Origin of the sequence: Sphingobacterium sp. SYP-B4668, assembly GCF_027627455.1 — a bacterium.
In the GTDB taxonomy this organism is placed as follows: Bacteria; Bacteroidota; Bacteroidia; order Sphingobacteriales; family Sphingobacteriaceae; genus Sphingobacterium.
Window position 1 is genome coordinate 768984 of record NZ_CP115483.1, and the last position, 26703, is coordinate 795686.

Genomic DNA, 26703 nt, shown 5'->3' on the forward strand with positions numbered 1-26703 from the left:
TTTGAGTCGAAATTATTTACATTTCGAGTTGGTGGTACCTCATACGTTATGACGATAAATATATAGAAAAGGTTGCATGTATTATTGTGGTCAGCATAGCCGCACATAAGTATTGTACTTCAATTTCAAAATCTTTAAGTTTGTTGCAAACCAGTTATAAATGGAGACTTACAATAATCCAGTATTGGCACGTCTGCCATCACATCTCAAAAAGTATGTGGTACCGCAGCAATATGAACGATATACCGCTATTGATCAAGCAATATGGCGTTATGTGATGCGGCAAAATTATGCCTATCTCAAAGATGTAGCTTACTATCCCTATATTCCTGGACTTCGTAAAGCAGGTTTGACTATTGAGTGCATCCCCAGCTTACAAAGTATGAATGATAGTTTGCAGCACATTGGTTGGGGTGCTGCTACGGTGGACGGTTTCATTCCACCATCTGCGTTTATGGAATTTCAAGCATATCGTGTGCTTGTTGTTGCGGCTGATATCCGACAGATGGAACACATCGAATATACCCCTGCACCAGATATTATACATGAGTCTTCGGGTCATGCGCCAATAATTGGGGAACTAGAATATGCCGAGTACTTGCAATATTTTGGTGAGATCGGTGCCAAAGCGATGTTTTCTGCGAAAGATTTTGAACTTTATGAGGCGATTAGACGATTGTCCATCATCAAGGAAAAGGGCGATGCGACAATTGGCGAGGTTGAAGAAGCAGAGTCGATTCTGAATAATATACAACAAAATATGGGAGAGCCATCCGAAATGGGGCTGTTGAGTAGGTTGCATTGGTGGACAGTTGAATACGGGTTGATTGGCCCTTTAGATAATCCCAAGATATATGGCGCGGGGTTACTATCGTCTATTGGTGAGAGTGCATCTTGTATGCGTCCTGAAGTGCTCAAACTTCCCTACACCCTAGAAGCTATTGAGTATCCCTATGATATTACCAAGCCACAGCCACAATTATTTGTGACTCCTGATTTCGGTCGACTGAGGGAGGTGCTGGATAAGTATGCTGACTCGATGGCTTTTCGTGTCGGGGGCAAGGTGAGCGTCGACAAAGCGATTGCTTGCCATAATATTTGTACTGTAACGTATAGCTCGGGATTACAGGTTTCGGGTGTATTTCAAACGACTGCTCAGTCTGATGGACTGATATACATTCGGACAAAAGGACCTTCTGCGCTGTCCTTTCAAGGGAAACAACTGGATGGTCACGACAAATCGTATCACGCTGAGGGATTCAGTAGTCCGGTAGGCAGATTAGCGGCTGCCGGTAAATCTCTAGAGTACTATACGGTGGACGATCTGGCTGGTGCAGGTATACAAATTGGCAAAGAGACCCAACTTACTTTTGAATCTGGGATAGAAGTGCGGGGAGTCGTCCAATCCATGATTTTTCGAGAAGACAAACTTTTATTGCTGTCATTTTCGCCTTGTCAAGTGACAGATGTTCGAAATTGTATGGTGTTATTTGAACCTGATTGGGGGACATACGACATGGCTGTTGGAGAATATATAACATCGGTGTTCTCTGGAGCTGCTGATAAAAGTGCTTTTGAAACTCAAGCAACAGTTTCCAATGTCAAATCGGCCCAACAACAATACGATGAAGACACCATTTTTCTACAGGGGCTGTATGCCGATATCAGAAGTATCCGTGAAGGGCATCGTGCTGAAAGGACTGTTCAAGACTTATTTGAGCAGTTGGTCGATCAATACCCAACAGCTTAGTTGGCATTGTTGGAGATACTCGAAGTTGTCACTGAACAGTCTGATAATGAATTGTCCTTAGCAGTTGAGCGTAGATTGAACGCCATTCAAACACAACATCCGCAGCTCAATAAATTGATTGCCGATGGGATAAGGTTGGTGAATGATCGTGACATTGGAATCCTATTGATTTAATAGTAAAATCTGCCAAGCTTGCTCTATCTCTCCATCATCCAATAGCTGTGCGGCATACTGATGTAGGTGCAACTGGAGTTGCTGCGTGTCATTTTGCCAAGTATTCAGTAGTTGTTGGATGAGGAGATTGGTGGCCGCGCTTTGTTTTAGTAGAGGTAGCTCCTCAACATTGGCCAATAGGCCGAGGTGATTACCTGTTAATACTCTAGAGAGTCGGATATGTGTCGGTAATCTGTCAATTCCTATTCCTAGACTACGCAGTGGTTTGGGGATTTTAAAGAGATTGTCTCTCGTTACTCGACAATACCAGTCCCCACCCAATCGCGCAACGAGGTCCAATGCATCTTGAGCAATCTCGTTTTGTTCATCGACAAGGTGTTCGTGCACATGCATACTCAGTATTTCGGCTAATACCAGGTTACCTGCTCCGGGGGCATCACTGAGTGGTATAATATTCGTCACTCGACATTCTAATTGTACGGGAGATTCTGCTACGCGTGGGGGGGTCACATGATCCGATGCAATCGCTGTAAAACCCGCCTTTTCAAATTCATTTACTCCTTTGACATACTCAGTGCTAGCCAGAGATTGTTGCTGCACCATGCTGTAGCTCACAATATTAATGACTACCTCGCCAACTTCTTTTATGTTTTCCAGTGTATGCTTGGTCGATCCATCTCGCATTCGACGCAAAGGAGAGAAGACGCAAATCGGCGGTTGGTGTGACATCAGGTTGAAGTAGCTAAAGGGGCTAAGATTAATATTGCCGTTAGCATCAACTGTACTGGCAAAACAAATAGGACGGGGAGCTACCGCGTATTTGATTAAATTATCAAATATCGTTTGTTGTTGTATGGGGTCAAAAGTTTTGGTGTTTATATGCTGTGACATGTAGCGTATAGTTGGAAAATTAGAATGTAGATTTCTTAATTAAGATTGTAGAACAAGAGTATTGTGCAGCTGTCCCAGCCCTGTTACTTCTAAAGTTACCTCGTCGCCTTCGGATAGCCATTGTTCTGTGTAATTGGGCGAGTGGAGTTTGCCCGTACCGTTCAATTCCAGGAAGCACCCTGTTCCTACAGTTCCTGAGCCGATGACATCTCCTGGATATATCTCCACACCATAGGATATTCTTTCGATGATTTCTGCAAATGTCCAGTGCATATCTGCAAAACTACCTTTAGACACTTGAATGCCATTGATAGAGCAGGTCATTTGAAGGTTGTATGCATCGCCAATATGTCCTGTTGGAGCAGGTATCTTGAATGGGAGGAGTTCGTCTTTTGTTACTAGCCATGGACCGATGGCCGTCGCAAAGTCTTTCCCCTTAGCTGGCCCCAAGCTCAGTTTCATTTCTTCCATTTGTAGCGCTCGCGCACTAAAGTCGTTCATGATCATATATCCTGCTATATATTGATCTGCGTCTTTGGCGGCAATATTTTTGCCGCGTTTGTTAATGACGATAGCGACTTCCAGTTCGAAGTCTAGTTTTTCAAAGTGTTGGGGCATGCAGTATACATCACCTGGGCCAACTATAGCTTGATGATTGGAAAAATAAAATACGGGAAACTTATCAAATTCTGGAATCATGTCCAATCCACGATTCCGTCTGGAAGTGGCCACATGCTGCCTAAAAGCATACGCATCACGTAGTGATTTGGGGTGAGGTACCGGAGCCATAAAGGATACTTCTTCAATAGCGAGAGTTCCTTCATGATTTTGTTTGGAAGTGGTGATGCGGTCATAAGATTCTTGCAGGATTTGCATGCTTTCAGCACCCCCATCCAAAAACTGAGCCATAGTAGCGGGGTACGTTGGGTTGGTTTTGGAAATTGGGTAGATCCATTTTCCGACAACAAATCCTAAGCCTTCTAATCCTTCATATAGGTATGTTGCAATTTTCATATTACTGAAGTATCATCATAAACAGGTATTGGGGTAAATATAAACATGTTCTGATTTAAATATGCAAAATCTATAAAAGTTATTGAAAATATGCGTTATATTTGAGTAGTAACTATATACCAATTTATGAACATCAGCAGGTTACATTATCTAAAAGTATCCACAGGTATGATTGCTTTTACTAGAGCAATGATTGCTGATGTGGTGTTTGCCCAATATTAAGTTCCTCTTCCCTTTGCCATTTATTCTTTTGGCTATCTTAATTTATTAATTTTTTAACGGTTTTAAATCAGGCACTATTATGTCAATTTATCATCAACTGGGTAAAATCCCAAAAAAAAGACACACAGTTTTCAGAAAATCCAACGGAGAGTTGTATGCTGAGGAACTAGTATCTACACATGGTTTCTCTAGTACGTACTCCTTGGTTTATCACTGTCATCCTCCAACCTTGGTCAAACAGATTAGAGAGCCCTATGATGTCTCTCCAACAGTCGCCCGTGAAAAACATCTTAAACATACCAGTTTAAAAGGATTTAAGATTCAACCAAAGGCCGACTACCTAGAGAGCCGGACCCCAATTTTGGTTAATCAAGATTTGCATATCTCACTCGCAGCACCTCAAGAATCCATGCGCACCTACTTTTACAAAAATAGTCAGGCGGATGAAATCATCTTTGTGCACGAAGGGAGGGGTGTCTTGAAAACGGGATATGGTCATATTCCCTTTGAATATGGTGATTACCTCGTGATTCCACGAGGGGTTATCTATCAATTAGATTTCGAAAATGCAGAGAATAGACTTTTTATCGTAGAGTCGTTTGCACCTGTAAGGACTCCCAAGCGATATCGTAATGAGTTTGGACAGCTTATGGAGCACGCTCCCTTTTGCGAGCGGGATATCAAACGACCTCTTGATTTGGAGACAATAGACCAATTCGGGGAATTTGAGATTAGGATAAAGAAGCAAGGGTTGATATACCCATATGTGTATGGCAGTCATCCCTTCGATTTTATAGGATGGGATGGCTATCATTATCCATGGGCATTCTCCATACATGATTTTATGCCTATTACGGGCAAGCTTCATCAACCTCCTCCTGTGCACCAGACATTTGAAACCGATTCTTTCGTGTTGTGCAGTTTCTGCCCAAGGCTATATGATTATCACCCCCAATCCATCCCAGCTCCTTATAATCATAGTAATGTGGATTCAGATGAGGTGTTGTATTATGTAGATGGAGATTTCATGAGTCGTAAATCTGTTGAGCGGGGGCAGATCACATTACACCCGGGGGGGATACCTCATGGACCACATCCCGGTACTGTCGAAAAAAGTATTGGGCAGACCAAGACGGAAGAGCTTGCGGTCATGATTGATCCTTTTAGACCCTTGATGTTAACACAAAAGGCGTTGGAAATCGAAGATCAGGATTACTATAAATCTTGGTTGAGTTAGATAATGAAAAAAACATAAACGTTATGACAAAAACCTTTGCAGAGAAAATAGCACTTGCCCAAGATTTTCTTCCCATTAATGGGACGGATCACATTGAATTCTATGTCGGCAATGCTAAGCAAGCGGCACATTATTACAAGACGGCTTTTGGATTTCAGTCTGAGGCCTATGCCGGACCGGAGACCGGAGTGCGTGATCGGGCTTCATATGTCCTTCGGCAGAATAAAATTAGACTAGTATTAACCACTGCACTCCATTCGGATCATCCAATAGCTCATCATGTCAAAAAACACGGTGATGGAGTAAAAATATTGGCTCTATGGGTGGATGATGCTAAAAAGGCTTATGAAGAAACTGTTAAGCGAGGAGCAAGGTCATATCAGGAGCCTAAAATCATGCTGGATGAATATGGTGAGGTTTGTACGTCGGGTATTTATACTTATGGCGAGACTGTTCATCTATTTGTTGAACGGGGGAACTATCGAGGCGCTTTTATGCCTGGCTATGAACCTTGGGAGAGCGACTATCAACCGAAGGAAACAGGTTTGTTATATATCGATCATTGTGTAGGTAATGTTGGGTGGAATCAAATGAACGAAACTGTTGAATGGTATCAAAATGTGATGGGTTTTGTCAATGTACTTTCTTTTGATGACAAACAGATCAATACCGAATATTCCGCCCTTATGAGCAAAGTAATGAGTAATGGAAATGGTTTCGTCAAATTTCCTATTAATGAACCGGCCGAGGGAAAGAAAAAATCCCAGATTGAAGAATACTTAGAATATTATGAAGGCGAGGGTGTACAACATGCTGCTCTGGCAACCCAAGATATCGTCAATACGGTAAAAGCTTTAAAGGATAGAGGCGTAGAGTTTTTAGGTGCTCCACCAGAAGCTTATTATGATATGTTACCTGAGCGTGTAGGGCAGATTGATGAAGAAATTAAGATTATCCAAGAGTTGGGTATCTTGGTTGATAGAGATGATGAAGGGTATCTTTTACAGATTTTCACAAAGCCAGTTGAAGATAGACCGACATTATTTTACGAGATTATTCAACGTAAGGGGGCACAAAGTTTTGGCGCCGGTAATTTTAAGGCATTGTTCGAGGCAATAGAGCGTGAGCAAGAGAAACGAGGTAATCTATAATACAGTTGTTTTAGAATTAGGGGATTCTAAAAAGGTCACTGCCTACCTGCTAGGAATTAGAAAGTACCTATGGGTCAATGAAGATTCTTTAAACCTTGAGTGCGAGTGAGTCGTAGACAATCAAGGTCGGGAAGTTTGTGGTCTTTTTGGACCCCCAAACCATCTAATTAGATATGCATGAAAGATTTATTACAGGCATTTGAACAGAAGCGTCCTGAAATTGTATTTGAATGGAAAGACAATCAGACCGAGGCAGAGGGTTGGGTCGTAATCAATTCCTTAAGAGGTGGTGCAGCGGGCGGAGGTACCCGGATGCGTGCCGGTTTGGATCGTAATGAAGTAGAATCACTGGCCAAAACAATGGAAGTGAAATTTACGGTATCTGGTCCTGCTATTGGTGGGGCAAAATCTGGAATCAACTTCGATCCAGCGGATCCTCGAAGACAAGAGGTATTGGATAGATGGTTTAAAGTTGTTACGCCACTACTTAAAAACTACTACGGCACAGGGGGCGATCTCAACGTAGATGAGATACATGACGTCATCCCGCTGACTGAACAATATGGCCTATGGCACCCACAGGAAGGGGTGCTCACTGGACATTTCAATGTGAGGGAAAACGAACGTATCCATCAAATCGGTCAACTGCGCTATGGTGTCTCAAAAGTATTGGAGGACTCGGCGTATAGTCCAGATCTCAAACGAAAGTATAAGGTCGCCGATATGATAACAGGTTATGGTGTTGCTGAAGCAGTTCGACATTTTTATACTTTATACCTCAATGGATGTCAAGGTAAACGGGTCATTATCCAGGGTTGGGGGAATGTGGCTGCTTCCGCGGCCTTTTACCTTTCCAAGCTAGGTGTAAAAGTAGTTGGAATCATTGATAGGGTAGGTGGGTTAATCCGTCAGGAGGGATTTACTGAGGAGGAGATTACGGCGCTTTTTTTGAATAGAAATCGAAATGAGTTGAGCTCCTCTGATCTCGTCCCTTTCGAGCGTATCAATGAGGAAATTTGGAAGGTAGCTGCTGATATTTTTATTCCCGCTGCCGCCTCTCGCTTGGTGTCTAAAGATCAAATCGCAACAATGGTCAGTAATGGACTAGAGCTCATTGCTTCGGGTGCAAACGTACCCTTTGCCGATCGAGAAATCTTCTATGGCCCGGTAATGGAATATGCGGACCACGAAGTAGCTGTTATTCCTGACTTTATAGCTAATTGTGGGATGGCTCGGGTATTTGCTTATTTGATGCAGTCGAATATCGAAATGAGCGACGATGCTATTTTTTCCGATGTATCTGCCATCATTTTTGCGGCGCTTCAAAGAATTAGAAATGAAAGCTCCCTCAAAACACATATCTCCTCCAAGGCTTATGAAATTGCATTGAGACAGCTGGTGTCAAATGTCTGAATAGAGGGATTTCTCATCGGTCATTTTGAGCTAGAAACAGTATATTTGCGCTATGTCTGATAACATGCAAATGAATTGGAAGCAGTTGCTTTCCGCAAAGCGCTGGGGCTATGAAAATCGTACGAATGACGATTATCTAGAAGCTCGCTCTGAATTTCAGCGGGATTATGATCGGTTGATTTTTTCTTCTCCTTTTAGGAGATTGCAGAATAAAACACAAGTATTCCCTCTGCCTGGTGCGGTATTTGTGCATAACCGATTGACACATAGCCTTGAAGTCGCCAGCGTTGGCCGGTCGTTAGGACGCCTATTCTATGCAAGGATGAAGGATGCTGATCCTGCAATTGACGATCATTATCCTTATCTCCAAGAAGTAGGAAATATTGTTTCGGCAGCATGCCTCTCCCACGACTTAGGCAACCCCGCCTTTGGTCATTCGGGTGAGGCGGCCATCTCGACCTACTTCACGGAGGGAGAGGGGCGTAAATTCCAAGAACAAGTTACTGCTGAAGAATGGGCTGATTTGACACATTTTGAAGGGAATGCCAACGCTTTACGCATCTTGACCCACCCTTTCAATGGAAAGGATGATAAAGGATTTGCGTTGACTTACACTTCTTTAGCTGCTATTGTCAAGTATCCATGTGCAGCCATAGATGGGCATATCAAGAAAAATCACCACCGCAAGAAATATGGTTTCTTTACTGCCGAAAAGCAAACCTTTGATAAAATAGCAGATGAACTAGGATTATTAAAAGATCCTACTAATCCAAGGGGGTATCTTCGACATCCGCTCGTGTATTTGGTAGAGGCTGCCGATGACATTTGTTATAATATCATTGATTTGGAGGATGCCCATCATCTCAAAATTTTGTCTTATGAAGAGGTCGAGAGTTTATTGCTACCCCTTTGTGGAGGAGAGAACCTCCGTCACAGATTGGACAGCCTATATGACAAGGCAAGTCGCGTAGCTCTACTACGTGCAAAAGCGATCAATACACTTATCCACGGATGTGTAGATGTATTTTTCAAAGAGCAGCAGAAATTTCTCAACGGAACCTTTCCAATGGCATTGATGGATGCACTGCCCGAGCAGGTGGTTTTGCAGATGAAAAAGATATCTAAAATATCAATAGCCCAGATTTATAATGCTCCTACCGTCGTTCAAATTGAAATTGCAGGCTACAAAGTTATGAATGCATTATTGGCTGAATTTGTACCGGCCTATCTCAAGAAGAATAAAAACGCGTACGATCAGAAACTGGTAGCGTTACTCCCGCATCAGTTTTATACCGATCGAGATGATGCATATGCCAAAATTCGTTCTGTACTCGATTTTGTATCGGGTATGACAGATGTATATGCAATAGATTTGTATCGCAAAATTAAAGGAATTACTATTCCGTCCATCGATTAGAAAATTTGCTTAAGGCCGAGTTTAGGGAGAATAGCTAGCGGGCAGTAGGGTGAGCTCACCTTGATTAGCAGTGGAGAAGAAAAATTGAAATAGATGAAAGTTGTTATAGCGGAAAAGCCATCTGTGGCGAGGGATTTGGCGCGTGTAATGGGAGCCAAAGAAGTGAATGATGGATATATTTCAGGTAATGGATACGCCTTTACATATGCTTTTGGACATCTGGTCCAGTTGTGTACCCCACAGGCCTATGGTTATCATTCTTGGAGTATTTCCAATCTGCCTATTATACCTCCAGCTTTCAAATTAGAAGCAAAGAAGGTCAGAAAAGATGGAAAGCAAATAGATGATGCTGGGGCGCTGAAACAATTGAATACCATCAAATCTCTTTTAGAGAAAGCGGAAGAAGTCATAGTCGCGACCGATGCCGGGCGTGAAGGAGAACTAATCTTTCGAAATATATATTACTTTTTGGGGGCAAAGTTACCTTTTAAACGCTTATGGATATCTAGTCAGACTGATAAAGCTATTAAAGAGGGTTTTGCCAATCTGAAAGACGGTACAGAGTACGATAGTCTATACATGTCTGCGCGTTCCCGTTCCGAATCTGATTGGTTGATTGGTATAAATTCAACTCAGGCCATTACGTTGGCCGCGGGTAACAGAGGGTTGCTGTCATTGGGTCGCGTGCAAACACCGACATTGGCCATGATTTGTTCGCGTTATGTTGAAAATAAAAATTTCAAACCCACGGCCTTTTATAAGGTTCAGGCACAGTTTGAAAAAGATAATATTCGATTCAAAGCTACTTCCAATCGAATCGATAAGAAGGATTTGGCTGAAGAGACACTTGCTAAAGTGACGGTGGGTGCAGATGCGTTAGTCACCAAAGTAGAAGGAAAAGAGGTTAAAGAACCTCCGCCGTTGCTTTATGATTTGACCACATTACAGCAAGATGCCAATAAAAAATACGGATATTCAGCGGATCAGACATTAAACCTAGCCCAGACGCTTTATGAAAAGAAAGTAATCACTTATCCACGTACGGGCAGTCGGTATATTGGTGAAGATGTTTTCGAAAATATTCAAGAGCTCTTTCAGCATCTCGCTGATACTGCAGAAGAGGGTATAGCGAGTATAAGTCGCAATTTGATTGGAGCCAAGCTAAATAAGCGTTCAGTAGACGATAAGAAAGTCACCGATCACCATGCGCTACTCGTCACGGATGAGAAGCCATCAGCTATGTTGAAAGAGCAGGCTAATATTTATAATATGATTGCCAAGAGGATGGTAGAAAGCTTTTCCGAAGTATGCTTAAAAGACATTACGACAGTCATCTTGGATGCGCAAGGGGTAGAGCTTATTGCTAAAGGAACCGTTATCAAACAATATGGCTGGCGTCTTTCAGCAGACCAACTGGAACAACCTGATGATGATAAAAAGGACGCTGATGATGCGGATAGTGAAAATGCACAGCTTCCTAAATTGATTGCGGAAGAGCAATTGGAGATTTTGGCCCTTGAGTTGATGGAGAAATTTACCAAAGCTAAACCGGTCCATACCGAAGCATCGTTGCTGAAAGCAATGGAAACCTCAGGTAAAGAGATAGATGATGATGAGATGCGTCAAGCGATGAAAGATTGTGGTTTAGGGACTCCAGCTACGAGAGCGGCCACAATAGAAACTTTATTTCAACGAGATTACATCAAGCGCGATAAGAAGAAACTCATTCCTACGGATAAGGGCTTGACCGTCTATAATTTGGTCAAGGACCGGGCGATTGCCAAGGTCGAGCTGACAGGGAAATGGGAGCAAAAGCTAGAAGAAATGAGGGCTAATAAGGTGTCCTATGATGTGTTTATGAAGCATATTAAAGATTTCACTATACGTATTACAAAGGAGTTATTGCAGTTGCGTATTTCATTGACACAAGAACCCGAGCTCCCTAAGCAGACCCTTCAGATAAAATGTCCTAAATGCAGCCCAGGGAAAATGGTCCTGTATGAAAAAGTTGCACAATGTGATCACTATGCGAGAGGTTGTGATTTTAAGTTATGGCGTACCCTTTCAGGTGTTCTGCTCGAGGAAAAGGAAATGAAAAACCTTTTAGAAAAAGGGAAAACAAGTCCTTTGAAAAATCTTCAAAGTAGAGATGGAAAGAAAGTTGACGGATCTCTTGTGCTTGAAAATTTCAAAGTCAATATCGTGTAGAGCCTGTTTAGTGTACACGTTGTACGTGTAAACAGACTCTATCGTTTTTGGGGACCTTGTTTTTTAAAATATACTTTTTATCATTTCCCAAATATGATGTGGGTGAGTCGCTGCTATGTATATTAATTTGAAAACAGAGCTAGAACATTCCAAAAGAATCATAAATACCGGTACAAGCATATAAGACAGTTTGGTATGCACAAGCTTAATTGCCTTTATATCCACGAGCCTTTTCAGTAGTGGTAGTAGATCTTCACGATAGTAATACAACAGTGCGGAGATAAAAAGCAGATAGAACGACAGCCTAAATGTAAAGGCTATTTTGAGACCTTTAGGCATAATCGTCAGGTCAATCACCAAGATGTTCACGATGATGGGAATCAGCATCAACGCACCTATTATTACGGTCTTGCGGTGCAATAGAAGTAATGAGGCTATTATTTGTGAAATTCCAATAAAATATTTAAACGGTTGATGGTCGAATAAATACCAACCCACCTTAAAAAGTGAAAGCTCTTGAATGGGGGTTGAGAGTTCTTTCGTCGTTAGATTTCCAAATTGACCATTGGACAATTTTCCTATTCCGTATGACAAGAAGATAAAGGCTAACAAGCAGCGGATAGAAAGGATAATTAGATCATGTATCTTTTCGTTGTGAATTTGAAACTTCATAGGTTAATGATTTAAAATGGTTATATATTATTCACGTAATTAAAGCTACTAATGAGATGAAAACTGTTCATATATTCCATAATCAAATTTTAATTAGATTCATGACAGTAAGTAAACGGTTATATATACCAAAAAAAGCTAGTTTTGTAGTCTTATGTCAACAACATTATACAATCCCTTTAAAGCATTTAAGTTCGATAATGCAACCTGTTTTTTGACGGGGCAAGCTTTAGTCTCTACAGATGAACAGATACAAGTCTTTCCGATATGGATGATGCGTGCATTTGACTTGGAAGACAAACCTTTTAAGATGCTGGATGAAAGCGTCGTCACCTATAAGTCGTTAAAGTTGCCATGTTCCGTAGACGCCGCATTGGCAATTGAAAAGATGGAAAGCGAAGTAGAGCGTGCATTTGCTGAAGGGTATGCTGCCGTGAAAGAGCTTTCACCCGTTGTTCTCTTTCAATGGATGGCAAAAATTGTCTATGGAGTTGTTTTTAATGAAATTCAATCCGGGATTCGCCAGCAGGTTCTCTCGGGTGAAGAAATGAATTTTTCCCAGGTATTGGTCCAGAAGTTCAAGAATCTACATGCCATGTTGCAGTCCTTATTGATACCAATGGAGTTCGAAAATACACTGCCATTTTCGCTGGTGGTTGTACCTGTTGATAACCCCGAGCAGACCTTTATTTATAGGGATGAAATCAATACACTCATTTTCTCTCTACGCATGAATGATTTCGGTCTGATTTCCTGTCTACAAGATAATGCAACCAATAATATTTATCACGAGGATAGCCTAGCTTTGGTAAAAGGACAGACATTGCATCCGATTCAATTTGAAGAATTGGCCGCACGTTACTTTTATTCGTCATACCTATTTAACCGCTTACCGGAATATACCTATCTACAGACTCCCCATAAAGTGTATATAGAGCCCATGCCGCTAGCAGATATGTCTATGAAACCTATCTTTGACCACTGGCAGGTTAAGACGTACGGTCAAGTATTAGAAAATTTTTGGAAACCATGGGGCTTTATACTTTTCGAGATTATCAAAAATCCTGAGCAGCCGATGAGCTTCATTCAAGATGAGGATGGTCAATTTATTCCGAATAGTCAATTGGATTTGCCACGATCATAATCTATAGGTCTTACAAGATTGGGAAACAATATTCCCCAATCCTTATTTTAAGATTTCTCGTGCGATGACTAACCGCTGTATTTCAGATGTGCCCTCATATATCTGGGTAATCTTGGCATCCCGCATGAGTCGCTCTACGTGATATTCCTTTACATAGCCGTAACCACCATGGATCTGTACGGCCTCAATGGTGGTTCGCATAGCGACTTCGGATGCGTATAACTTGGCGATAGCCGCTGCTTTTCCATAAGGTTGTCCAGTATCTTTGAGCCAGGCTGCTTTGTGAATCAGTAATCGTGCTGCTTCTATTTCTACTTCCATATCGGCGAGTTTGAACTGTATGGCTTGATGCTCACAGATAGGTTTGCCAAATGTTTTGCGCTCCTTAGCGTATGCCAAGGAGAGTTCATATGCTCCCGCCGCAATCCCTAGCGCTTGTGCTGCTATACCGATTCGTCCACCATCCAGTGTCTTCATCGCAAATTTAAATCCAAACCCATCTTCTCCAATTCGGTTTTCTTTTGGAATCTTGACATCAGTGAACATCAAGGAGTGCGTATCTGAACTACGAATTCCCAATTTGTTTTCCTTTGGACCAATGCTAAATCCGGCGGTGTTTTTATCCACAATCAATACATTAATACCGCGATGACCTTTATCGATATGAGTTTGTGCAATTACAAGATAGATATCTGCATTGCCGCCGTTTGTAATCCAATTCTTCGTGCCGTTCAAAAGATAGTAATCTCCCATATCTTCTGCAATGGTGTGTTGTGAGGTAGCATCCGATCCTGCCTCGGGCTCTGACAGGGCAAATGCACCCAGTTTTTCCCCAGATGCTAACGGTTTTAGATACTTCTCTTTTTGATTGACTGTCCCGAATTCGTTCAATCCGTAACACACCAGCGAGTTATTTGCCGACATGATTACAGCTGCCGACGCATCAATCTTTGATATCTCTTCTAATACGAGGGTGTAGGCTAGTGTATCCATACCCGCCCCATTATATTGAGGATCGACCATCATTCCCATAAAACCCAATTGTCCCATTTGCTTTACATGTTCGAAAGGAAATTTTGCTGACTCATCCCGTTCTATCACTCCAGGTTTGAGGTCCTGCTGTGCAAAGTCTCGCGCAGCATCCCGTATCATTTTATGTTCTTCGCTGATTTCAAATATCATAACATATTCATTTTGAAGGTTTATAACCAAATATATTAAAATTTTATTATGCATGCATAATAAAAACTTAAAATAATAGTCTTTGGTGTGTCACTTTTTAGCTGAGGTAGTTGGTGGCTATATAAAATCTACTATATTTGTAGAGTAAATAATTTGTACATTAAATCTTGATAAATTATGAGTTTAAGACTAGGAGATGAAGCGCCAAACTTCAAAGCGCAGACAACAATAGGAGAAATCGATTTTCACGATTATATTAAAGATAGTTGGGTCGTATTCTTTTCACACCCCTCTGACTACACACCAGTCTGTACGACTGAATTAGGAAGGACAGCTAAGCTGAAATCAGAATTTGACAAAAGAGGAGTAAAGGCTCTTGCACTTAGTGTTGACAATTTGGAAGACCATCATGGCTGGGTGAAAGATATCAATGAGACCCAAGGTACTACGGTCAATTTTCCGATAGTCGCTGATGAGGACCGTCATATCTCTGAGCTATACGATATGATTCATCCTAACGCTTCTGCTACTGCCACTGTTCGTTCTGTATTTATTATTGGCCCGGATAAGAAAGTCAAGTTGACTTTAACCTATCCTGCCTCTACTGGGCGTAATTTTGACGAAATCTTGCGCGTTATTGATTCATTGCAACTGACTGCCGATTATTCTGTAGCTACTCCTGCAGATTGGAAACATGGTGAAGATGTGATTGTGGTTCCAGCAATCAAGACGGAAGATATTCCAGCCAAGTTCCCAAAAGGATTTAAAGAGATAAAACCATATTTGCGTACAACACCACAACCGAACCTTTAGGACAAGAGGAATAAATAGAGAGAGCTGGGATTATTTCCAGCTCTTTTTTGTTTACCAGCGTCCGCCAGCACCACCACCACCACTTGAACCACCTCCAAAACTCCCACTGCTGGATCTAGAGCCGCTTCCTCCTGATGAGCTTGAAGATCCCGATGACGTGCTGCGTACCTTGATAGGGATGATAACTTCTCCTAGCTCCGATTTATGATGACAATTTTTACAATCTTGTTTCTCCATGCCTAGTCCTGAAGAGGAGTAGGTTGCTTGTTTAATCGTGTCCACATAGGGCTTGCTATAAGTGAGGTATTGGCATTTCGGACAGATTTCGTAGTCATCAGCTTGGGCTCCATTGAAGCCAATGATTTTTATTTGGTAGTTTTTTTTATTCCTCCAATGCTCAAAGACCCTAGATGCTATCCTTTGTTCGGTAAGCTGTCCTTTATCAAGATTTTTATTGAGTTCTTTGGTGGCGTTCGTATCCTTATTAAGACGTTCCCAGTCGCCCGTGTTGTCTGGAGGTACAAAGCGGACTTTAGTTTTATTATTAGACCGCATGATACTAAAGAAATCAAAAAGAGCCAATGGTGCTAGCAACATAGGTATAAAAGTCCGCAAGGAAAATTTGGAAAGTGCCTGTAGTTTGCTTTCTTCGTCCTTATAGGAGTTGCTGATGCTATTGCGACCGTCATTGTACTTCATCGCTACAACAAGGCTACCCAGTATGGCCAGAAATATGGGGAGATTGCGCAGACGGAATACTTCTTCGATATTGTTAAAGCCAAATGCGAATACAAAAATGCTAATAAACATGAGCACTAGAAAGCACCCACAGCCACTCGCTAAGGGATGTAGCCCTTTTTTAATCTTTAAGGGCCCTACTAGCGTTTTGGTGATTACACTTATTATCAGGTAGGCTATTAAAAATAAAAATACTACAAATCCAGATTGTTGAAGTAATTTGCCATGCTTGAACCAAAAAGAATTGTTCTGTTTAAAAATGCGATCAAGCTCTTTTGTCGCATCGGGCGTTAATAATGCCTGTTTGATTACTCCCATTGCCGCCAACACACCAGCGTCATAATCGGAGTTTTTGAAATGTGGGACCAGGAATTCTTCACCGATTCTCTTAAGATAGGCATCGGGCAGTATAGCTTCCATCCCATATCCCGTTATAAATCGATAATAGTGTCGATTCGTCCCAATGAAAAGTAATAGGCCATTGTTGGCTTCTGCTTTCCCTATTCCCCAAGTGTTAAATAGCTGATGTGCAAACTGAAAATCATCATCCCCTTCAAAATCACCGACAACGACAATTGCTACTTCGGCTTTTGTCCGGACTTCTATTTCTACCGCCATCTCATTAAGCAATTGTTCGGTATCACTTCTCAATATCGCATCTGGATTGCTAATGAAGTAGTTTTGTCCCTTTTCTTTGGGATTGGGGACTTGCTCTATTGAATACTGTGCAAATGTAGAGCACGTTCCTAATAGAAAGATGATGAATATTATTATCCTTTGAAACGAGGAAGTACGCATATATCTTATGTTGATATTCCGAATATAAAAAAATTATGAAAGATTTCGTCCGAAATTAATTGTTCATGACTTGTCATATGGACAACAGAAATGTCCATTTACAAAAAAGGCCCTTTCCATTTGAAAAGGGCCTTTTTTGTAAGTATAACGTCTAAAAAACTTTTACCATGTATATATAATCTTGCATCTGTTTAATTTGATCTGTCCGCGAAAGATTGTACAACGTATTTTTCTTATTGAGAATGATATCGCCTTCAAGCGAATCTGCCGGGATTTCATTTAGTGCTTGTAGCAACACTTTCGTTTTGATTGCAAATCCAGCTCCGTCAATTCCCGTCTGTTTACCACTGATAATACCGATTACATTACCTCTACTGTCCAATACAGGTCCCCCGCTGTTACCAGGATTGACTGGAATGGATATTTGATACGCGATAGTATCACCAGCATAGCCAGTTGCAGAACTTAAGTAACCTTGGCCATATACAGCCTCATCCCTAGGAAATCCTATTGTATAGATATCTTCACCTAAGTCCGACGCTCGAGATTTGAATGTATAAGGGATATTTTTTAATTTTTTGAAAGCCTCATCATTGATATGCAATACAGCGAGGTCCCTAGCAGCATCAGCATAGACTACATTTGCTTTGAAAGATTCTCCTTTATTATTTTGAAGGTGGATGGAGTCAGCTCCCGTAATTACGTGATAATTGGTTACGACATAGCCGTCTTTGGTCACCATAAATCCGGTAGCTCCAAAATGACTATCTGCTTTATTTGCGTTCTTCTTTTCGGTATTGATATTTCGTAGTGCTGCATTATGTTCATTAACATTCCGCTTCACATTATTCATATCCCGTTTTAAAGCACTATAATCTGTAGATGTTTTTTGAAGGTTTTTATAGTATCCGCTCATCCACAATGTAGAGAATACAGATATGATAGCTACAGCAGCAGCTACTGCTATATTAAGCTTGAAGCGTTCCCAGATCGGTATAACGGGGGTATCCTTATTTTCTTTAGGAGATGCTTTTTCAGTCATTTGATGGTACATCTTTGCACTATGGCCCAATTGCGATTTGAATGCTTGACGGGAAGCATTTAAATTCATATCGGTAATGAATGCTTTATGTTGTTTCAATTGGATACTGAAGCTCGGATTTTCGGCACAGAAAATTTCAAAGGACTTACGTTCTCCAACCGACATTTTGTCTTGTATGTATCGATCTGCTAAATCGTAAAACTCTTGTTGACTCATCATTGTCATTTCGCTGACCCCTTTTTGTTGTTAGTTATAATTCAATTGTCGTTCAGAAAAAATAATTTCTTCAGCCTTTGTAGGCATTTGTACTTTTGAGTCTTGGCATTGTCAGTATTCGTGTAACCGAACTTTTCGCAGATTTCCTGCATCGAATGATTGTTGATATAAAAATCCTGAAGAATAGTCTTACACGGCTCCCCCAACTTGTTCATTGCTGCTTCCATTTGGGAAAACTTGAGGTCCTGTTCTTCGTGCTTGGCTATATCATCCTCATATTGGAGGGTGTCTTGATAATCATTGATGTCATTCGTCGCATACGATGCGCCACTACGATTGAGCTGCTTAAGCCAAAGTCGTCTGCAAATCGAATAAAGATAGGTTTTCAGTTTACTCTTCAACTCAAAATTTCCGAAAGTAACTTTATCGTATAAGACGATAACTGCCTCCTGAAAAATATCCTTTGCTTCTTCTTCACTGCCGTTGTTCTGGAGAATCATGTGACTGATGCTGGGATAATAAAGCTTATAGATTGCATCTAATGCTAAGTTATCACCAGCGAGAATCCCATCGACAATCTCCTGATCATTTTCTGAAGTGAAAGACTTGCTGAACTTACTCACCTATTAATACCTTTTATAACTAATAGTAACCCAACTACTTTGATGATTTTTCAATTTTCGTTAAAAGTATTCGATTACCCATTCCAAACGTACGCTATTTTTTTTAAAATGGGTAAGATTAGTTGGGCCTTTTTTTTGAATAAAAACGTTCGAAATAGCTGCTATGTTGTCTTTCAAACATTTATTTTTTTTCTAGATGATTTGTCTCCTTCAAAGATATCAAGCACCCAATAGGAAGGTTGATTTTCCTTTTTTGCAGTTGTTAATTTAAATTGATAAAACGTTTTATCATATGATTTTCGTACCTTCAACTTGATAACAAACCTATTTTACCTTATTTCTTAATATGATTCATATCTTATGAAAAAAACGATTACTACGCTTTTGAGCTTAGCTTCCCTTACTTACTGTCTTGGTCAGCAAAATCCTATTGTGAAAGGTTGGTACGCTGATCCGGAAGGTATTGTCTACAATAACCGATATTGGGTTTTCCCCACCTTTTCCGCTGCCTACGAAAAGCAGGTCTTTTTTGATGCATTCTCTTCTGATGATTTGGCTCACTGGACAAAACATGAGCGTGTATTGGATACAGCTGCGGTAAAATGGGCAAAAAAAGCTTTATGGGCTCCTAGTGTCATTCAAAATAGTGGAAAATATTTTCTTTTCTTTGGTGCAAATGATGTTCATGAAGGCGAGATCGGTGGGATAGGGGTATCGGTTGCTGATAAACCCGAAGGACCATATAGAGATTTATTGGGCAAACCCCTGATTAATAAAATCGTTAATGGAGCTCAACCCATCGACCAATTTGTCTTTAAGGACAGCGACGGAACGCATTATATGTATTATGGAGGATGGCGGCATTGTAACATTGTCAAACTGAAGGATGATTTTACTGGACTAGTGCCATTTGATGATGGTGAGATTTATAAAGAAGTCACTCCACAAAATTATGTTGAAGGCCCCTTTATGTTTATTCGGAATGGTAAGTATTATTTTATGTGGTCCGAAGGGGGATGGGGTGGTCCCGACTACAAAGTAGCTTATGCCATTGCTGATTCTCCTTTTGGTCCATTCAAGCGGGTTGCTACAATACTGGAGCAAGATTCTACAATAGCGACAGGAGCTGGTCACCATTCAGTCATTAAAGTGCCCAATAAAGATAAGTACTTTATCGTTTATCACCGTAGACCCATCGGCAAGACAGGGGCTAATGAGCGAGAGACTTGCATTGATGAGTTGAATTTCGATGAGCAAGGTTTTATCCTGCCTGTCAAGATGACTAAAAATGGTGTCAAATTTCCGTTGAAATAACTACAAGCTTTCTTCTATCCTGTATTCTTCCATGAGAAGGATGCAGGATAGAAGGGGGATAAATTCTTAAGATAGTAGGCCGCGAAATGAAAAGGCCACAAACAAAAAAAGCATCCTAAAAGGATGCTTTAAGCGGTCTGGACGGGACTCGAACCCGCGACCCCATGCGTGACAGGCATGTATTCTAACCAGCTGAACTACCAGACCAAAATATTTTAATTGTTGTAATGATGTTTTGAAAGTAAGATACTTTCAAGAGCGGTCTGGACGGGACTCGAACCCGCGACCCCATGCGTGACAGGCATGTATTCTAACCAGCTGAACTACCAGACCGTTTGTGCTTTCATCATTCCAATTCTGCCAGTTTTGTATTTCCTTAATGAAAGGATTTTCAGCTAACTGAGCCATCGGAATTAAAATATTATTACTATTGTAAAGAACGTTTTGAAAGTAGTAATCTACTTTTCTTTAAGCGGTCTGGACGGGACTCGAACCCGCGACCCCATGCGTGACAGGCATGTATTCTAACCAGCTGAACTACCAGACCTTTTTCCTTCCTGAGAAGGTGTGCAAATATAGCGTTAATTTCTTTACTTGCTAACTATTTTTTTAAAAAAACTACTCTACGGCTCCGTCTTTCATCTTTTCAGCATTTTCAGCAAACTGTAATGCATCTATAATTCCTTGAATATCACCGTCCATAACCGCTGGAAGATTGTAAAGTGTCAATCCAATTCTGTGCTCTGTCACACGCCCTTGTGGATAGTTATAAGTACGTACTTTTGCCGAACGATCACCTGTAGATACCATTGTTTTTCTTTTTGCAGCTACATCTCCATGTTTTTTCTGCACCTCAAGCTCGTATAATTTGTTTCGGAGCATCTCCATCGCCAGCTCACGATTGGCTAATTGTGAACGTTCCACTTGACACACTACGACTATTCCACTTGGTTTATGCGTAAGCTGTACCTTGGTTTCGACCTTGTTCACATTTTGTCCACCAGCTCCACCTGAGCGCGATGTTTGTAATTCAATATCTCCAGGGTTCAATTCCACATCCACTTCTTCCGCTTCTGGGAGCACAGCCACTGATGCTGCCGAAGTATGGACTCGCCCTTGTGTCTCTGTGTCTGGAACACGTTGTACGCGATGTACTCCCGATTCGTACTTTAACTGTCCATACACGTCATCACCTATGACTTTTAAGATTACTTCTTTGTATCCACCAGAAGTACCTTCCGTTACATCCATTACTTCATTTTTCCAGCCTTTGGTTTCGAAGAAGCGTGTATACATGCGATATAGGTCTCCTGCAAATAGCGCTGCTTCATCACCTCCAGTACCTCCGCGGATTTCTATGATAGCATTCTTCGCATCTTCTGGGTCTTTAGGAATTAACATCAAGCGGATTTCTTCTTCTTTTTCTGCTTTTTGCTCATACAAAAGGTCGAGTTCTTCTTTCGCCATTTCGCGAAGTTCTTGATCTTTTTCATTGGCCAAAATATCCTTGTTTGTCTCCATATTACTCACCATATTCTTGTATAGATGGTATTGCTCTACGATTTTGCCAAGGTCTTTGTATTCTTTATTGAGTTTTGCAAAGCGCTTCATGTCGCTGATTGTAGCAGGATTGCTCAATTCAGCTTCTACTTCTTCCCAACGTTCTTTTATTGCTTGTAATTTATCTAACATATAATCAAAGTATCACGATAATACCGAAAGAAATTTCGGTACATCTTTTTTAAGTGTACAAAAATAAAGAAATTTTGTCGCTTTTTAGTAAGTATTATTCATGCGGAGAGACGGCCTTTAGACCTATTATAGAGACTATTAATGTGAAAATAAAAAATATTCTCCAAAATTCGGCCGGCTCCTTGAAGAAAAATATTCCCATTAATGCTGTACCTACCGCCCCGATGCCGGTCCACACTGCATACGCAGTGCCTAGTGGGAGTGATTGGCTAGCTTTCATTAGCAAGGCCATACTTACGAACAAGGAGATGATAAAGCCTACATACCACAGATACATTTCTGTGCCAGAGGAGGTTTTGGCTTTACCCAAGCAAGTCGTAAAGCCGACTTCGAATAATCCACCGATTATTAATATAATCCAATTCATATATTACTACTTAGTGTTCCCAATACTTTAATTCCAATTGCGAACCATCCCATACGGCATATGTTTGATTTTTGAACCATTCTCCCAAATTCAGCACCCGAGAGTTATTCGATAACGGTATATCATACGGCAGGTGGCGGTGTCCAAAGATATAAAAGTCAAAATGTTGGCTTACTTCCAGCTCCTTAGCATAATTGATTAACCATTCTTTATCTTCTCCCAGGAAAATCTCGTCAGTATCATTGGCTGCTCGACTAGAACGGGACCATCTTTGTGCTATTCCAATACCTAAGTTAGGATGGAGACGGGCAAAAAGCCATTGACATGATTTGCTGCGGAATATTTTTTTTAATAATTTATATTTAACATCGCCATCTCCTAACCCATCCCCATGGTGTAAGTAAAATGAAGTGTTATCCCTTTCAATTATTAGCTCATTATCAATGATGGTTGCACCAAGCTCCTTTTTCAAATAACCAAACATCCACATATCATGGTTACCCTTGAAAAAAGTTAATTTTATGCCCATATCAGCTAGCTCGGCAAGCTTACCTAAGAAACGGATATATCCCTTTGGAACTACAGTCTGGTATTCGAACCAAAAATCAAACACATCTCCCATTAAATAAAGCTCTGTGGCGTCGTGCTTGATGTGGTCTAGCCAACGCACAATTTCGCGCTCTCTGGACAGTGATTTTTCTGCAGGATATGATCCTAAGTGAAAATCAGATGCAAAATAGATTTTTTTCGTTTCGGACATTTGCCTCAAAACTACCTAAATAGGCTTAATTTTCAAATTCGGAGCCCAATAAAATTGAATATCTTGATGCTATAACACCACTGTAACCGACAGTGGTTTCAGCTGAGGGAATTTGAGGTGCTGTTGCCGAATGCGTAAATAATACCGGTCAGATGTGGCTATTTTTGCTAACTTAATAATTGAATGGTGCTCTTGTTGAAAAAATGCTTACAGATTGGGTGTGCTAGTCTTATTTGTTTGGTATTATTATTAGATTTGTGAATCAAGGAACAATACAGTTATGATAAATAGAAAATTAGGAATGGTTTTAATGGTGTTAAGTCTAGCAGCAATTCAAAAACGTGGTTCAGCGCAGTCCGAACCTCAATTGAAAGCTTATCCATCTACACAAAAAGGGAGTGTAAACGATGAATATTTCGGTGTTAAAGTCGCAGATCCGTACCGTTGGCTAGAGGATGATCGGTCTGCGGAAACAAAGAAGTGGGTTTCCGAGCAAAATCAAACTACATTTGATTATCTAAATGCGATTCCTTACCGAGGCAAGCTCAAGGAACAATTGACGGATATTTGGAACTATGAAAAAGTTGGCACCCCATTTATAGAAGGCGAGTATACGTATTTTTATAAAAATGATGGATTACAACAGCATTCGGTATTGTACAGGAAGAGGGGCGAGAACGGAAAAGAAGAGGTTTTTTTAAATCCCAATACTTTTTCTAAAGATGGATCTACTTCTTTGGCTGATGTAAGCTTTTCGAAAGATGGTAGTCTGATGGCTTACTCTATTTCCGAAGGTGGATCAGATTGGAGAAAAGTGATTGTTTGGAAAACGAATGACAAATCTAAAGTAGGAGAAACACTTGTTGATGTCAAGTTTTCAGGCATCGCCTGGAAAGGGAATGATGGATTTTACTATTCCAGCTACGACAAACCTAAAGGATCTGAGCTGTCTGAAAAAACAGATCAGCATAAGCTCTATTATCATAAACTAGGCACAGCTCAGTCTGAGGATCAGTTGGTATTTGGTGGTCCCCAGACTCCGAGACGCTATGTTGGGGCTTACCTTACTGATGATGAGCGTTTCCTTATTATTACAGCAGCAAATACCACTACGGGTAACGAATTATATTTTAAAGATTTGAATCAAAATGATGCCAAGATTAAGACCATCGTTGGCGATTTTAATTCGAATACGACTGTGATAGACAATGATGGCGAGCAGTTCTACCTCATGACCAATCTAGGTGCCCCCAACAATAAATTAGTAAAAGTAGCCAGCAGTAAGCCGGAAGCGAGTAATTGGATTACACTTATTCCCGAGACCGAGAATGTATTGAGTATATCGACTGGTGGCGGATATCTATTTGCGAATTATTTAAAAGATGCAATATCCGTAGTCGAGCAATATGACTATACCGGCAAAAAGATTCGCGAAATTCAATTGCCAGGTGTAGGTACTGCTTCTGGATTTGGGGGAAAGAAGAAAGAAAAAGATATTTATTTTAGTTTCTCTAACTATATCACACCTTCTTCCAGTTTCAAATACAATGTGGAGAGTGGACAATCCACGCTTTATATTAAGCCTAACGTCAAATTTGACAGCGACGAGTACGAATCCAAACAAGTCTTTTATATCTCTAAGGACGGAACTAAAGTCCCTATGATTATTACACATAAAAAAGGGTTGAAGATGGACGGTAAGAATCCTACCATTGTATATGGTTATGGCGGATTTAATATTAGCCTGACACCTGCATTTAGCGTATCTACTGCAACTTGGCTTGCGAATGGCGGAGTTTATGCTGTTCCTAACCTACGTGGAGGTGGAGAGTATGGGAAACAATGGCACGACGGGGGGCGGCAATTCAACAAATTGAATGTATTCCATGATTTTATTGCAGCGGTAGAATGTCTTCAGCAGCAAAATTATACTTCACCCGCCTATACAGCACTTGCTGGTGGATCTAATGGAGGGCTTTTGGTCGGAGCGACGATGACGATCAATCCCACTATCGCTAAAGTAGCGCTGCCTGCTGTGGGGGTTCTCGATATGCTACGGTACCATACCTTTACCGCAGGAGCAGGTTGGGGACATGATTATGGTACTGCCAATGATAGCAAAGAGATGTTTGAATATTTGAGGGCTTATTCTCCTGTGCATAATGTTAAGCAGGACGTTTGTTATCCTGCTACATTGGTGACCACTGGCGATCATGATGATCGAGTAGTACCTGCCCATTCTTACAAGTTTGCGGCCGAGTTACAAGCCAAGCAGTCTTGCCCTAATCCCGTCCTAATTCGTATCGAGACCAAAGCAGGGCATGGAGCAGGACGCTCGACAGATGTTGTAATCAATGAAACAGCCGATAAATTTGCCTTTACCCTGTGGAGCATGGGGATTAAGAGTCTAAATTAGAATCGAATCCACGAGTTAAGCTATGTACAAGCCTCTGACGTCAGAGGCTTGTGCATTCGTATATAAGGCTTTTACCAGGTAGGCTCACCTTTTTTCATTTTATCCAAATTGACCTGAAGCTCTTGTTTTGAATCCTCATCTGCTGTTGCGACGGCTTTTTCTTGCGTCAAAATAGCATTATCTTTATCCCCTTTCTTATACAAGAGATTCGCATAAGTATCCAAGAACGCCGAATTGTTTTTATCGTCCTCTAGTGATTTTTCACTCCAAGTTAAAGCAGCCTCAATACATGCATTATCGTCACAGTTTTCGAAGATAGTCCATGCGAATGAATTCAATTGAAGAGGAGCGACATCTGTTTTCGCTAGAAAACTCTCTACAGACTCTTTGAATGCTGGCCAATCTTTTTTGCTGAAATAGAATTGCGGCTTGAAGCGCACAAACATCTCGGTCATGTCAATATCGGCATGGCTTTGGGCCAATTCATCTTGAAGTATATTGATGTCAAGGTTTTGATCCTGTTTGATTTTTGAAAGTACCTGTTCATTCATCAGTATCATTGCCAAGGTTTTATTTACCGTGCCAGCACCCATTAGTTCATCAATTTTCGCTCTATTCTTTGAAATCAATTGATAAGATTTCGTGTCTGAAGAGGATGCACTTTTCAAAAGCATTTCCAGGTTTTCTTTTTCGAATAGTTCTTTTTCTGTTAGTGAATTGATGATTGCAGCTTGGGCTTTCTTTTGATTCTCTTGATCATAAGCACTTTCTGCTGCTTTTGCTAGACTTTTTGCAACAGCTATGTTATTTGGAGCAGATTCGAATTTCTTTAATAGACTATAATACTGCGTCTGTGGATCCAATCCTTCTTTTGCTCTAGCTATGAATTGGTCCGCCTCTCCACCGCCAACTATACGATGTACAAGCTCGCCATTCGGATCGAAGATAAGGAATGTTGGATAAGCTTTTATATTATATTCCTTTTCAAACCGAGCCGCTTCTGTATACCAGCTTTGGACTTCCTCATTGTCATTTTTGGTTTTGTCCATCTGTATTTTAGCATTTACGAATTTGCTATTAAAAAAATCACCAACTTTTGGCTGGGGGAATATTGTATTAGACATATATTTACAAGGCCCACACCATGTTGTAAAGCAATCGACAAATATGTATTTCTTTTCTTTTTTCGCCTTCTCTTTAATCTGTGTCCAAGAAAGACCGTGTTCAAATACAGTGGCTCCCTCTTGCGCTACACACATCAATGGCAAGAAGAACAGTATAAAAATTAGCTTTTTCATCATCATCTAGTTTAGTTAGGTACCTAAAATTTGTTATCCTTAAGAGCTCTTTTTATGGTTATATCGTATTTGCGAGAAATATCGTCGTGTC

At 40.8% G+C, this 26703-nt stretch carries 22 protein-coding genes and 3 tRNA genes; 11 read left to right on the top strand and 14 right to left on the bottom strand.

The features are described 5' to 3' along the window. Positions 1–160 precede the first annotated feature (160 nt). Together OQ289_RS03320 and OQ289_RS03325 are read left to right on the top strand one after the other, a co-directional pair. The gene (locus OQ289_RS03320; protein ID WP_270089409.1) at positions 161–1750 is read left to right on the top strand and encodes an aromatic amino acid hydroxylase; all 1590 of its coding nucleotides are present in this window, start codon (positions 161–163) and stop codon (positions 1748–1750) included. Then, positions 1751–1924 carry a hypothetical protein gene (locus tag OQ289_RS03325; RefSeq protein WP_270089410.1) on the top strand — a complete coding sequence of 58 codons (174 nt, stop codon included), beginning with the start codon at positions 1751–1753 and terminating at the stop codon, positions 1922–1924. It begins immediately after the preceding gene. Here OQ289_RS03325 and OQ289_RS03330 read toward each other — a convergent pair. Both OQ289_RS03330 and OQ289_RS03335 read right to left on the bottom strand, forming a co-directional pair. Next, a complete protein-coding gene (locus OQ289_RS03330) occupies positions 1913–2815 on the bottom strand; it encodes a flavin reductase family protein (RefSeq protein ID WP_270089411.1) in 903 nt (300 codons plus the stop codon). The genes OQ289_RS03325 and OQ289_RS03330 overlap by 12 nt on opposite strands. 39 nt (positions 2816–2854) lie before the next feature. Beyond that, entirely contained in the window at positions 2855–3829 is a 975-nt protein-coding gene (locus OQ289_RS03335) for a fumarylacetoacetate hydrolase family protein (RefSeq protein WP_270089412.1), read from the bottom strand. 301 nt (positions 3830–4130) lie between these two features. Between OQ289_RS03335 and OQ289_RS03340 the strand changes: the two genes are divergently transcribed. From OQ289_RS03340 to OQ289_RS03360, 5 genes are all read left to right on the top strand, one after another. Then, positions 4131–5288: a homogentisate 1,2-dioxygenase gene (locus OQ289_RS03340; protein WP_270089413.1), complete on the top strand. Its 1158-nt coding sequence runs from the start codon at positions 4131–4133 to the stop codon at positions 5286–5288. 23 nt (positions 5289–5311) lie between these two features. Beyond that, on the top strand, positions 5312–6439 hold the full coding sequence (gene hppD, locus OQ289_RS03345; protein ID WP_270089414.1) for a 4-hydroxyphenylpyruvate dioxygenase: 1128 nt from the start codon (positions 5312–5314) through the stop codon (positions 6437–6439). A gap of 177 nt (positions 6440–6616) precedes the next feature. Beyond that, the gene (locus tag OQ289_RS03350) at positions 6617–7852 is read left to right on the top strand and encodes a Glu/Leu/Phe/Val dehydrogenase dimerization domain-containing protein (protein ID WP_270089415.1); all 1236 of its coding nucleotides are present in this window, start codon (positions 6617–6619) and stop codon (positions 7850–7852) included. Positions 7853–7904: 52 nt separating this feature from the next. Next, positions 7905–9269: a deoxyguanosinetriphosphate triphosphohydrolase gene (locus tag OQ289_RS03355; protein WP_270089416.1), complete on the top strand. Its 1365-nt coding sequence runs from the start codon at positions 7905–7907 to the stop codon at positions 9267–9269. A gap of 93 nt (positions 9270–9362) precedes the next feature. Beyond that, on the top strand, positions 9363–11477 hold the full coding sequence (locus OQ289_RS03360) for a type IA DNA topoisomerase (RefSeq protein ID WP_270089417.1): 2115 nt from the start codon (positions 9363–9365) through the stop codon (positions 11475–11477). A gap of 63 nt (positions 11478–11540) precedes the next feature. Here the strand turns inward: OQ289_RS03360 and OQ289_RS03365 are convergent, their stop codons facing one another. After that, a complete protein-coding gene (locus OQ289_RS03365; RefSeq protein WP_270089418.1) occupies positions 11541–12149 on the bottom strand; it encodes a DoxX family protein in 609 nt (202 codons plus the stop codon). A gap of 154 nt (positions 12150–12303) precedes the next feature. Here OQ289_RS03365 and OQ289_RS03370 point away from each other — a divergent pair, with 154 nt between their 5' ends. Then, a complete protein-coding gene (locus OQ289_RS03370; protein WP_270089419.1) occupies positions 12304–13293 on the top strand; it encodes a hypothetical protein in 990 nt (329 codons plus the stop codon). A 42-nt stretch (positions 13294–13335) separates the two neighbouring features. On the opposite strand, the gene OQ289_RS03375 is transcribed toward OQ289_RS03370, so the two are convergent. After that, positions 13336–14475 carry an acyl-CoA dehydrogenase gene (locus OQ289_RS03375; RefSeq protein WP_270089420.1) on the bottom strand — a complete coding sequence of 380 codons (1140 nt, stop codon included), beginning with the start codon at positions 14473–14475 and terminating at the stop codon, positions 13336–13338. A 177-nt stretch (positions 14476–14652) separates the two neighbouring features. Here OQ289_RS03375 and OQ289_RS03380 point away from each other — a divergent pair, with 177 nt between their 5' ends. After that, positions 14653–15288, top strand: coding sequence for a peroxiredoxin (locus tag OQ289_RS03380; protein ID WP_033563339.1), 636 nt, complete (start codon positions 14653–14655; stop codon positions 15286–15288). A gap of 51 nt (positions 15289–15339) precedes the next feature. On the opposite strand, the gene OQ289_RS03385 is transcribed toward OQ289_RS03380, so the two are convergent. The 3 genes from OQ289_RS03385 to OQ289_RS03395 all read right to left on the bottom strand — a co-directional run bounded on the left by OQ289_RS03385 (position 15340) and on the right by OQ289_RS03395 (position 18705). Beyond that, complete coding sequence (locus OQ289_RS03385) at positions 15340–16824, bottom strand: TPM domain-containing protein (RefSeq protein ID WP_270089421.1); 1485 nt, start codon at positions 16822–16824, stop codon at positions 15340–15342. Positions 16825–16975: 151 nt separating this feature from the next. Then, a complete protein-coding gene (locus OQ289_RS03390; RefSeq protein ID WP_270089422.1) occupies positions 16976–18085 on the bottom strand; it encodes a S1C family serine protease in 1110 nt (369 codons plus the stop codon). Between the two features lie 38 nt (positions 18086–18123). Beyond that, entirely contained in the window at positions 18124–18705 is a 582-nt protein-coding gene (locus OQ289_RS03395; RefSeq protein WP_033563336.1) for an RNA polymerase sigma factor, read from the bottom strand. 360 nt (positions 18706–19065) lie between these two features. On the opposite strand from OQ289_RS03395, the gene OQ289_RS03400 reads away from it, so the two are divergent. Continuing rightward, on the top strand, positions 19066–20019 hold the full coding sequence (locus OQ289_RS03400) for a glycoside hydrolase family 43 protein (RefSeq protein ID WP_270089423.1): 954 nt from the start codon (positions 19066–19068) through the stop codon (positions 20017–20019). Positions 20020–20152: 133 nt separating this feature from the next. On the opposite strand, the gene OQ289_RS03405 is transcribed toward OQ289_RS03400, so the two are convergent. The 6 genes from OQ289_RS03405 to OQ289_RS03430 all read right to left on the bottom strand — a co-directional run bounded on the left by OQ289_RS03405 (position 20153) and on the right by OQ289_RS03430 (position 22898). After that, positions 20153–20226, bottom strand: a tRNA-Asp gene (locus tag OQ289_RS03405). Between the two features lie 52 nt (positions 20227–20278). Then, positions 20279–20352: transfer RNA gene (locus OQ289_RS03410), tRNA-Asp, on the bottom strand. Positions 20353–20492: 140 nt separating this feature from the next. Further along, positions 20493–20566, bottom strand: a tRNA-Asp gene (locus tag OQ289_RS03415). Between the two features lie 71 nt (positions 20567–20637). Then, positions 20638–21711, bottom strand: coding sequence for a peptide chain release factor 1 (gene prfA, locus OQ289_RS03420; protein WP_033566205.1), 1074 nt, complete (start codon positions 21709–21711; stop codon positions 20638–20640). 94 nt (positions 21712–21805) lie between these two features. Then, positions 21806–22138, bottom strand: coding sequence for a DMT family transporter (locus OQ289_RS03425; RefSeq protein WP_033566206.1), 333 nt, complete (start codon positions 22136–22138; stop codon positions 21806–21808). Positions 22139–22148: 10 nt separating this feature from the next. After that, complete coding sequence (locus OQ289_RS03430) at positions 22149–22898, bottom strand: UDP-2,3-diacylglucosamine diphosphatase (RefSeq protein WP_270089424.1); 750 nt, start codon at positions 22896–22898, stop codon at positions 22149–22151. 280 nt (positions 22899–23178) lie between these two features. On the opposite strand from OQ289_RS03430, the gene OQ289_RS03435 reads away from it, so the two are divergent. Next, entirely contained in the window at positions 23179–25314 is a 2136-nt protein-coding gene (locus OQ289_RS03435) for a prolyl oligopeptidase family serine peptidase (protein ID WP_270089425.1), read from the top strand. A gap of 71 nt (positions 25315–25385) precedes the next feature. On the opposite strand, the gene OQ289_RS03440 is transcribed toward OQ289_RS03435, so the two are convergent. Beyond that, entirely contained in the window at positions 25386–26618 is a 1233-nt protein-coding gene (locus OQ289_RS03440; RefSeq protein WP_270089426.1) for a thioredoxin fold domain-containing protein, read from the bottom strand. Between the last annotated feature and the right edge of the window lie 85 nt (positions 26619–26703).